4 protein-coding genes and 3 pseudogenes are annotated in these 10,674 nt (G+C 67.4%); 1 reads left to right on the top strand and 6 read right to left on the bottom strand.

Translation table 11 applies throughout. The features are described from left to right. Positions 1 to 120: 120 nt before the first annotated feature. Positions 121 to 1,752: pseudogene (locus IPL61_38335) on the top strand (IS66 family transposase). Positions 1,753 to 1,774: 22 nt separating this feature from the next. Here the strand turns inward: IPL61_38335 and IPL61_38330 are convergent. The 6 genes and pseudogenes from IPL61_38330 to IPL61_38305 form a co-directional block, all read right to left on the bottom strand. Further along, a complete protein-coding gene (locus IPL61_38330; protein ID MBK9037046.1) occupies positions 1,775 to 1,981 on the bottom strand; it encodes a hypothetical protein in 207 nt (68 codons plus the stop codon). Positions 1,982 to 2,087: 106 nt separating this feature from the next. Then, positions 2,088 to 3,623, bottom strand: coding sequence for an AAA family ATPase (locus IPL61_38325; GenBank protein MBK9037045.1), 1,536 nt, complete (start codon positions 3,621 to 3,623; stop codon positions 2,088 to 2,090). Positions 3,624 to 4,515: 892 nt separating this feature from the next. Then, positions 4,516 to 4,862 (bottom strand): annotated as a pseudogene (locus IPL61_38320) (lipid-transfer protein). A 145-nt stretch (positions 4,863 to 5,007) separates the two neighbouring features. Beyond that, positions 5,008 to 6,190, bottom strand: a pseudogene (locus tag IPL61_38315) (lipid-transfer protein). 31 nt (positions 6,191 to 6,221) lie between these two features. Next, positions 6,222 to 9,845: an SDR family NAD(P)-dependent oxidoreductase gene (locus tag IPL61_38310; GenBank protein ID MBK9037044.1), complete on the bottom strand. Its 3,624-nt coding sequence runs from the start codon at positions 9,843 to 9,845 to the stop codon at positions 6,222 to 6,224. Positions 9,846 to 10,101: 256 nt separating this feature from the next. Then, entirely contained in the window at positions 10,102 to 10,671 is a 570-nt protein-coding gene (locus IPL61_38305) for an AgmX/PglI C-terminal domain-containing protein (protein MBK9037043.1), read from the bottom strand. Positions 10,672 to 10,674: the final 3 nt, after the last annotated feature.

The following is a 10,674-nucleotide window of genomic DNA, read 5'->3' as shown; positions in this document are numbered from 1 at the left end:
TCTCGACAGATCGATCGCGAGTCAGTAGGAGGAGAGTGCGTGCTCGACGACTCGACGTCTCTCGATCAGGTCGCGCTCCGCGAGCGTGTCGTCGCGCTCGAGGCGCAGCTCGGCGCCGCCATGCGCGAGGCCGCCGCGTACCGCGACGAACGCGACCGCCTGCGCGAGGCCTACCGGCACCTGCAACTCGAGCTCGAGCTGCAGCGCCGCCGGCTGTTCGTCGCCAAGGCGGAGCGCATCGACACCGCGCAGCTCGACCTCGAGTTCGCGGCGACGCTCGCCAAGCTCGAGGAGGTCGCCGGCCGACTGAGCGAGGACGAGCCGCCGACCGGCGCCGAGCCGCCGCCGGCCGCCCCCAAGCGCCGGCCGACCGGGCGGCGCACGCTGCGTGACCTCGAGGTGCCCGAGGAACGCATCGTCATCGTCGACCCGCTGCTCGACGGCAAGGCCGCGCGGATCGGCGCCGAGGAGACGTGCCAGATGGTCTGGCGCCGTGGCGGTATGATCCGGCTCGTGACCGTGCGCATCAAGTACCACCCGGCGGGCATGCCCACCGCCGCCGACCGCGACCCGACGATCCGGATCGCGCCGCCGCCGTTGCAGATCCTGCCGCGCTCGATCGCCGGCCCGTCGCTGCTCGCCCACATCGCGAGCGACAAGTTCTGCGATGGCCTGCCGCTCTACCGCCAGGAGGATCGGTTCAAAGCGCCTCGGCGCGCCGATCGATCGCGGCTCGATGAGCCGCTGGCTCGAGGAGCTGGGCGCGATCATGGGCGGCTCGATCGTGCACGCGATGCGCACCGACGCGTTCGCGCACGCCTTCTGCCTGGCGACCGACGCGACCGGCGTGCTGGTCCAGCCGTTGCGCGACGGCGACAAGGTGCGGCGCGCGTGCCGGCGCGCACACTTCTTCGTCCAGCTCGCCGACGCCGATCACGTCTTCTTCGAGTACACGCCGAAGGAGACCTCGGCGGTCGTCGGCGAGCTGTTCCGTGGCTTCGCCGGCTACGTGCAGGCCGACGCCAAGAGCGTCTACGACGTCCTGTTCCGGCCGCCCGACCGACGCGGCCCGCCCGACGACGACGAGGTCGATCGAGCGGTCCGGCTTGAGGTCGGCTGCTGGAGCCACGTCCGGACCAAGTTCTGGGAGGCGGCGATCACCAAGGACGTGGTCGCGCGCGAAGGCCTCGCGCGCATCCGGCGGATCTTCGAGCTCGACCGCAGCTGGCGCGGCCGGCCACCGGCCGAGATCAAGTCGCTCCGCGACCTCCACCTCCGCCCGCACGTCGACGCCTTCTTCGCGTGGGTCGACGTCGAGTACGAGCAGGTCAAGGCACAGCGCGGCTTCCTCCGCACCGCGCTCGGCTACGCCCACCGCCAGCACGGCCCGCTCGTCCAGTTCTTCGACGACGGCCGGCTGCGGCTCGACAACAACGCCGCCGAGCGCGCGCTGCGCCGGATCGCCGTCGGCCGTAAGGCCTGGCTGTTCGTCGGTAGCGACGACCACGGCCAGGCCGCCGGCAACCTCCTGACCCTGGTCGCGTCGGCACGCCTCCACGGCCTCGACCTGAGGCGTACCTGCGCGACGTCTTCCGCGTCTTCCCGCACTGGCCCCGCGACCGCTACCTCGAGCTGTGTCCCCGCGATTGGCCCGCCACCCGCGCTCGCCTCGACGCCGCCCAGCTCGATGCCGAGCTCGGCACGCTCGACGTCCCGCCGCCGCCCTCGTCGGAGCAGCCGGCTACGCGCTGAGCAGGTCGCGGTCGTCACGCCCTCAAGCTGCCACCGCCGGCGTCAGCCGGGAAGGATGCGGTTCGTGCAGCGGATACGTCGTAGTGCCCTGCTCGAGCAGGAGCTCGATGACCTTCCGGAGTCGCCCAGCGTGCTCGCGGAACTCCCGACGGGTCATGGTGCCGTCGCGAACACGATGCCAGCTGTGGAACAGCACGCGCGTCCACAGCAAGAGGTGGTCGCCGAGCACGCGTTCACCGGGATAGTGTGTCCCGGTCGGTTGCGACTCAAGCCTCGGGACCTACGCGGCCTTCAGCACAGCGGGTGCCGCCTTGCACGCAACGGCCGCTCCGCGCCTACTTCTGCGGGAGTCTCGCCAGAATCGGGACTGCGATCTTTGAGGCGATCTCCTGATGTCGCTGTGTCCACACAGAAAGGAACGCACTCCGCACGACCTCCTCAGAAAGGAAGCCTAGTTTTCTGGCGACCTGACTGAATAGAATGTGCGCATCGCGATTGACCCGGCGGACATCCTGTACGACGTCACTTACGTGCGGCTGATCCTCGAATCGCTGGTGCAGGGCCACAGCAAGGAGACCTACATCTCGATCTAGGTTCTCAAGAACGGAGTCGTAGATGTACGCCTCGGGACTTGCGCCTGGCAATCGGAATACTCCGTTCTGCGCCGATTCTTCTTGTCGGGAATCGCCGTCTATCATACAGATTGAGTCCGCCGTATGGCTCGGGTCAAGGTTGTGATGCCTATTGACTGCGACTGCCATTCCGTCGCCGTGCATGCCATGAACTTCCACAAGACCGAGCGAATCAGGGTCAACGAGACGCAGGACCGACTCAACCCACTGCTTAGCAAACGCGTCTTCAACGAACACGACTAGCTGTGAGTCGACTTGACCCGTAATGGCCCGGAGGGCGTGCACGTCCAACTTTCCCTGAAATACTGTCTGGTCGACGGATGCCCAGACAGCCTCGTCTGGCAATGGCTTGAGTGCGTCATTAGAGTGGGTCGTGAATATTGCTTGGGCGTTCTTTCGTTGCGCCACATCAACTAGGTACTCGACCATACGGACAGTGGCGACCGGATGGAGCCCATTTTCGATCTCTTCAATAAGTATGAGGCAATGGTCTTTCGCGTGCTCGATGTGACGTATCATCCGAATGATGCTCGACTCGCCAGCGCCGAAATGAAATTCGGAATACTTGACGCCGTTCGGTGTGTGGGCGGAGAGGAGAGAGATCTTGCCACGCCCATCGATCTTGATGTGCGAGTAGTTTTCGACGTCCTTGCCAAGGATTCTCTGAACGGCCAGAGCAACTTCTGGTTCAAGTCTTGAGACCTGGTCCGCGCCCACTTTGAACTTGCCCGTTGTGCACCTGCGCATGTCTGGGCGCTCCGTCGCTGGTACTGTGCGGCTAACGCCGAAAACTAGGACATCGCGCGACAAGGCCTCTCGTGACCATTTGCTGGAGCGAAAGCTGGCGGTGCGGCGGAGAATTCCTTTGGGATTCTCTTTGCGGTCAAGTATCTCGTATTCAATGGTCCACTCCTTCATGCTCGAATCAAATGGGCCGCTTTTGCTAAAGAACTGCCTTGGTTTTATGACCGAATAGGCGCAGGCGGCTGCGCCCAAGATGGTTGTCTTTCCACCCCCGTTGGGTCCGATTATTGCGGTCACCGGGAAATCGAAGGAGACCTCTTGGCCCGAGAAGCCGCGTACCTTTGTGAGGATTACCTTGTTCAGATACTGACCATAGCCTTGCTTCTTTCGCTTGTCGAGAAGTTGATTGACTTGAGAGGGGCGGATCTGTCCTTGAAACTCGCCAGTTGGAGCGAGGCGCTTGACCGCGGATGGGGTCTTTGTGGAGGCGGTCATGCTTGGCTCCGAGAATGCGGTTTGGGTTCTGGATCGGAGGCGAGCGCTTTCGATGTGAGGCCGGTCTGAAACAACGTCCTCCGACGCGTCCTCGAATCCTCGGGGTACGGCGACAAGCCCGAGTTCCGAGAAGAGGGAGGTTTGAAAAGGGAGTGCTTGTCGACGCCAGGATAGAAGCGTGCCTGCTCGCCGATCTGCGGTACTCGGAGAGAGTCCTGTGAGTTGCGCAATGCGATCGCGCATGAGGTCGCGATCGGGCTCCTCGCGAGCTAATAGCTCAGGGGCAAGCTTTTGCAAAGGGATGCTATCATTAATGCAATTGGCAAGTATGTGCCGGTAGGCCGGCGAGTGAACATTCTCAGCAAGCAATCTAGTTCCTGAGTCTGTGATCGACAAGGAGCTGTCGTCGTGCTTCAGCAGGAGGCCCAAGACCAGCGCCGCGTCGACGTAATAGTCGATGTGGCGACCCGACAGATGAGTGGTTGCGGCCACGAGATCGGGGCTATCACCGTTCTTCAATGACGACAACAGAGAGTGTAACTTGTCGAGACGGTCGGCTTGAGGTGCACTCACGGACGGCAGAATCGTCTTGCGCGATCTCACTGTCATGGGGCGAATAGTACACGAGCTCGGTTCACTGCACCGACATATCAGTACGCCATATTCTGCATGCTCGCGACTGCGCAGCCGACACGACGCCCGGGTGTGGCTCTCATGCTGATCACCGAGGGGCCACGGTCGCGCGCCGGTCGGCTACCGGCCCGTTTCGTGTCGCGACCTTGGACGCCTGCCAGCCCGTTTCTTCATCGGAGTGCCAACGATCTCGATCGGTTGCCGGGCGGCGGTTCTCGCACAGGATGAGATCCACACCCCGGCGCCCGCCGCGCCGCCCTCAATCCCTTCGATACATCGTCACCACACACGCCCCGCCCAATCCCAGATTGTGCAGCAGCGCCAACTTCGCGCCCTCGACCTGGCGCTCCCCGGCCGTCCCCGCAAACGCCACACCAGCTCGGTGCACTGCGCCAGGCCGGTCGCGCCGAGCGGGTGGCCCTTGCTTAGCAAGCCCCCCGACGGGTTCGTCACGAACTTCTCGCCGTAGGTGTTCTGGCCGTCCCAGATGGACTGCTCGGCGCGCCCTCGGCGCAGAGACCGAGCGCCTCGTACGTGAGCAGCTCGTTGGCGGTGAAGCAGTCGTGCAATTTCCACGACCTGGATATCTTCGGGGCGGATCCGAGCAGTTCTCGACGAACCCGACGCGCTGCGCCCGCTGCTGGACGTGGTGCGCGCACACGATCGCGCACCGGCCGCGACCATGACGGTCGCAGGCGACCCACTCATCGCCGTCGTCATCCGCCATGCGCGATGCCTCCGACCTTCGGGGTCAGTCCCGCCGGTACATCGTCACGACACACGCCCCGCCGAGGCCCAGATTGTGCTGCAGCGCGACCTTCGCGCCCTCGACCTGCCGCTCGCCCGCCGTCCCGCGCAGGTGCCACACCAGCTCGGTGCACTGCGCCAGGCCGGTCGCGCCCAGCGGGTGGCCCCTTGCTGAGCAAGCCACCGCTTGGATTCGTCACGAACTTCCCGCCGTAGGTGTTCTGGCCGTCCCAGATGAACTGCTCGGCCTCGCCCTCCTTGCACAGGCCGAGCGCCTCGTACGTCAGCAGCTCGTTGGCGGTGAAGCAGTCGTGGAGCTCGACGACCTGGATGTCCTCGGGGCCGATGCCGGTCTGCTCATAGACCTGCGCGGCCGCGTTCTTGGCCATGTCGTAGCCGATCATCTTGATCATCGACTTCTCCTCGAACGAGGACGGGTAGTCGGTGGTCATGACCTGGCCGGCGATGTAGACGGGGTTCGAGATGTTGTGCTTCTTCGCGAAGTCGTCGCTGCACAGCACCGCCGCCGCCGCGCCGCACGTCGGCGGGCAGCACTGGTAGCGCGTCAGCGGATCGAAGACCTCCGGCGAGGCCATGACCTCCTCGACCGACAGCACGTTCTTGAACAGCGCGTACGGGTTCTTCGACGCGTGCTGCCGCGCCTTCGCGCTGATCTTCGCGAACGTCTCGCGCTTCGTGCCGTACTTCCAGCGGTACTCGCGGCCCGCGCCGCCGAACATCTGCGCGGCGGGCGGGGCCTGGTTGAAGCCCTGCACCTCGCTCATCAGGTTGGCGTGCTTGTCGAGCGGGTTGGTGCGATCGGTCCACTTGGCCGCGAGCGCGCCCTTCTCCATCTGCTCGAAGCCGACCGCCAGCACGCACTCGGCCAGGCCGCCGGCCACCGCCTGCGCGGCCAGCATCAGCGCGCTGCTGCCCGTCGAGCAGTTGTTGTTGACGTTGAAGACCGGGATGCCGGTCAGCCCGATCTCGTAGACGGCGCGCTGGCCGCAGGTCGAGTCGCCGAACACGTAGCCGGCGTAGGCCTGCTGGATCTCGCCGAACGGCACGCCGGCGTCCTCGAGGGCGGTCCGCCCGGCCTTCGAGGCCATGACGTTGTACTCCTCGGACTCGCCGGGCTTGGCGAACGGGACCATGCCGACGCCGATGACGTTCACTTTGCGGGTCATGTGATGCTCCTTGTTCGATCGGGTCGGGTGGTTAGATCAGGCCCTTGAGCAGGCCGAGGCGGTGGGCGACCGAGACGTCGCCGTCGATGCGGATCTTGCCGTGCTGGTAGAGGCCGCGGACGTTGCCGGCCGCGAGCGCCGCCAGGTCCTCATCCTTCAGCGACAGCGTGGTCGTCGCCGTGCCGAAGTCGGCGGGCGAGACCGCGGCGCCCTCGACGGTCCACTCGGACGCCGGGTCGAGCACGCGGAACAGCACGATCGCGCCCAGCTCCTTGGCCAGCTCCGGCTTCTCACCGAGCCGCTTGCCCAGCGCCGCGAAGAACGCCGGCGCCTTCGCCGACGGGCCCGCCGCCGCCGCCGCGGCCTTGCCGGGACCGCCGCCCGCCGCGCGCGCCTTGATCGCCGCCTGCTTGGCCTGCTCGGGATCCATCTTCTGCAGGAAGCTGAGCTTCTGCGACGCCATCACGTTGCCGCTGATCTTCAGCTTGCCGGTGGTGAACAGCTTCATCGGGTCCGACTTGCCGGTCGTCATGTCGATGAAGTCGGCCTCGCTGATCTCGAGCGTGCAGTCGGCGGCGCCGGCGCCCTCGGTGACCGCGCCCTTGCCGGTCTTGAGGTCGATGACCCAGGCCGAGTCCGGGTTCGTCACCTTGAACAGGTAGCTCGCGCCGATCTTGCCGACCAGGTCGGGGTTGCGCTCGACGTGGTCGCGGATCGCGATGAACACGTCCCAGGTCGTCGGCACCATGTCGCCCGCCGGCGCGCCTCCGCCACCGGCCGCCGCCGCCGGCGCCGCGCCGCCGCCCGCGCCCACGCGCTTCTTCATCTCGGCCAGCACCAGGTCCGGCGTGATCTTCTTCAGGAAGCCGAGCTTCTGCGACGCCATCACGTCGCCGGAGATCTTGAGCTTGCCGCTCGAGAACAGCTTCATCGGGTCGGCCTGGCCGGTGGCCATGGCCATGAAGTCGGCGTCGCTGAGCTCGAGCGTGCACTTGGGCGCGGTCCCGGCGCCGGGCGTCACCGAGCCGGGCGGGGTGCCCAGGTCGATCGTCCAGACGCTGTCGGGGGCCGACAGCTTGAACTGGAAGACGGTCTTCACCTTCTCGGCGACATCCGCGTTCGCCTTCACGAAGCCGTTCATCGCGTTGAAGATGTCCGTCGAGATCGGCATCGCGCTGGCGCGCCAGCGGACCGGCCACCCCGCCGCCGCCGCCTTCGGCTTGGCCGCCGGCTTCGGGATCTCCTTCCAGAACTCGACCGCCGCGTTCGAGATCACGACCTCGTTGCGCTCCTTGACCTTGGTCTGGAAGACGATCTTCTGATCGCTCTCCTTCCACATCTCGGTGACCAGCGTGTCGCCCGGCAGCACGGTCTTGGCGAACCGCACGCGGATCGACTTCATGAAGTCGGGGTTGCCCTCGGGCGCGAAGCCGGCGAGGACGTGCCGCCCCGCGTAGCCGAACGAGCACAGGCCGTGGAGGATCGGCTTGTCGAAGCCGAAGGCCTTGGCCATGCCCGGGTCCGCGTGCAGCGGGTTCCAGTCGCCGCTCAGGCGGTACAGCAGCGCCTGGTGCACCGGGACCTGCTCCTCGATGACCTTGTCGGGCGCGCGATCCGGCGGGACGTTGACGTCGGCCGACGGGCCGCGCTCGCCGCCCCAGCCGCCGGCGCCGCGCACCAGCGTGGTGATCTCGTTGCGCACCAGCTCGTTGCCGGCCTCGTCGTACGTGACGATCTCCTGCACGACCAGCGCGTTCTTGCCCTTGTCGAAGATGTCCTTCACGCGGCCGCGGTGCGTGAGCTTGGCCGCGCGCGGCAGCGGGCGCTTGAGCTCGGTGTACTGCTCGCCGTGGAGCACGCGGTCCAGGCCGAACTCCAACCCCGGCGCGCGGTGGCCCTCCTTGCCGAGCTTGAGGATGACGTTGATCGCCGGGATGACGCCGTAGGTCGGCAGGGCCTTCATGCCCTTGCCGTGCATCTCGTAGACCAGCTGCAGGTCCTTGTCGTCGCCGGGGTCGGTGGCGGCGCCGACGCCGAGCGCGTAGATCGCGAGGTCGCGCTCGTCGTAGCTCGACTGCTGCTCGGGGAACTTGTAGCCGAGCGCGGCGTCGACGTCGATGAACTGGTTGCCGCCCTTGGACGGGCCGGCCTCGAGGTTGGCCATGATCGGGCCCATCGACTCGGTGACCGAGCCGGGGTGCTCGGTCTTCTCGAACGACGTGATGTCCTTCCACGCGCCGTCGACGCCCTCGGGCGTGATCGGGCGGCCGAGGCGGAAGGTCTTGCCGCTCGAGCGCTCCCAGCGCAGCTTGCCCATGAAGCCGCCGCCGACCTCGAACAGGCCGCCGGTCTCCTCGGACGACTCGTGGCACAGGCGCGCGACGAGGGGCGACACGAACTCGGGCTTGAGCGCGTCGATCAGGTTCTGCGGCAGCACGGTCTCGGTCATGCGCGAGCCGGCGATCGGCGCGATGGTGTTGACCAGGACGTTCTTCTTCTTGCCCTCGAGCGCGAGGGTCTGGGCGAAGCCGTGGATGCCGAGCTTGGCCATCGAGTAGTTGGCCTGGCCGAAGTTGCCGTAGATGCCGGCGGCCGAGGCGGTCATGACGATGCGGCCGTAGCCCTGGTCGCGCATCAGGCCCCAGACCGCGGCGGTGCACTTGTAGGCGCCGAAGACGTGGACCTTGTAGATGAGGTCCCAGTCGGCCTGGCTCATCTTGCCGAACGAGACGTCGCGGAGGATGCCGGCGTTGTTGATGAGGATGTCGACCTTGCCGAAGGCGTCGACCGCGGTCTTGACGATCGCGTCGCCGAACTCGACCGAGTCGTAGTTGGCGACCGCGGTGCCGCCGGCGGCCTTGATCTCGTCGACGACCTTGTCGGCGGCCGAGCTCGACTTGCCCTCGCCGGTGAAGCTGCCGCCGAGATCGTTGACCACGACCTGGGCGCCGCGCGACGCCAGGAGCAGCGCGTGCGAGCGCCCCAGGCCGCCGCCGGCGCCGGTGACGATCGCGACCTTGCCATCGAACCGCAGTTCCTTGCTCATCGTTTCTTCTCCCGTGCGTTGTCGGTGGTGCGCGTCGGCGGCGCCCGCGGCCGCGGCGACGATCGCCGGAAACATGCGCTGCCAGTGGCTGACCAGCTCGTCGGCGCGGCCCTGCTCGCCGTGCAGGCACGCGGTGGTGGCGGCGCCGATCATCACGTGCAGCGTGAGGTCGAGCGCGACCGCGTAGCCGGGCTCGGCGGCGAGCGCCGGGCCGAGCATGACGCCGGTCTGGTGGATGATGCGGTCGCGCACGAGCTTCTCGATGGGCGTCAGCGCGGCCCGCAGCTCGGCGTCGGTGCGCGCCGCGGCGCGCAGCTCGATCGCCACCTGGAACATCGGCCCGGCGAAGCTCTCCCACAGGAGCTCGAGCACCGCGTCGATGCGGGCCGGGCCGGTGGGCAACGACGTCGAGCGCTGCTTGAGATCGCGGCCGCGGCGCTCGGCCAGGTGCGCGATCGAGGCGACCAGGAGCTGGGCCTTGCTCGGGAAGTGGTGGAGCAGCGCGCCGCGGGAGACGCCGGCGCGGCGCTGGACCTCGAGCGTGGTCGTGCGCGCGAAGCCCTGCTCGACGAGGCTGTCGACCGCGGCCTCGAGCAGCGCGTGGCGCATCTCATCCCGGCGCTGAGCCTGGGTCCGAGGTGCGCGCGCGGCTTGCGGCGTCATCGCGGGGAGGCGTACCCCGCACAAAACAGTCAGTCAAGACTGTTTGTTTGTGGGAGGCCGTAACAGGCTTGAATCGCTGAGGCTTTCTCGCCTTACAACGGCGGGGGCGCCAGGTTGACAGCCCAATTCGGCCGAGCCCGTCGCCGTCAGCGCGATCGGCGGGGCCGGTCGTGGCGGTCGTCGTCAGCGCTGTCGCCTGGCGTTAGCGGTACGAGAACGTGATCGGTTGGGTCACGCGGACCGATCCGCGCGCGGGGCGGGGGAAGACGATCGCGCGGACCGACGCGGCGACGCAGCTCGCGATCTCCTGGTGGAACCCGGCGGCGTCGGCGGCGGTCACCTGACCATCGGGGCCGATCTCGAGCTGGACGGTGAGCTGACCCGCGAGGGTCGGGTCGCCGAGGAGGGACTGCTCGTAGCAGTAGGTGATCCGCCCGAGCGAGCGCTTGATGACGCCGCGGACCGCCGCCTCGCTGAGGCCGCCGACGATCGTCGCCGCGCCGAGCTGCGCCGACGCGACAGGCGCCGGATCGTCCGGATCCGACCCGCCGGTCAGCGACGCGAACTGCCCTGCGCTGGACAGGGTCGAGCTCCCGAGGACGCCCGCGGTCGGCGCGTGCTCGAGGTGCAGCGGGCGCGGGGCGTCCGCGGCGGGCGCGGCGGGGGCGTCGGCGGCGCCCGTCGCCGCAGCGGGCTCGGGCGCGATCGCGTTCGCGGGCGGCTGCGGCGTGGGCGCTGGTCGGGTCGCGCAGGCGCCGACGACGGTGGCCACGAG

Source organism: Myxococcales bacterium (assembly GCA_016717005.1).
Classification (GTDB): domain Bacteria; phylum Myxococcota_A; class Polyangia; order Haliangiales; family Haliangiaceae; genus UBA2376.
Note: the sequence above shows the minus strand (reverse complement) of the source record. Positions and strands in the feature narration are given on the sequence as shown.

What these genes read in the sequence shown, in the direction of transcription:
- IPL61_38325 (MBK9037045.1), bottom strand. Translation starts at nt 3,623, where the DNA reads ATGACCGCCTCCACAAAGACCCCATCCGCGGTCAAGCGCCTCGCTCCA.
- IPL61_38310 (MBK9037044.1), bottom strand. Translation starts at nt 9,845, where the DNA reads ATGCGCCACGCGCTGCTCGAGGCCGCGGTCGACAGCCTCGTCGAGCAG.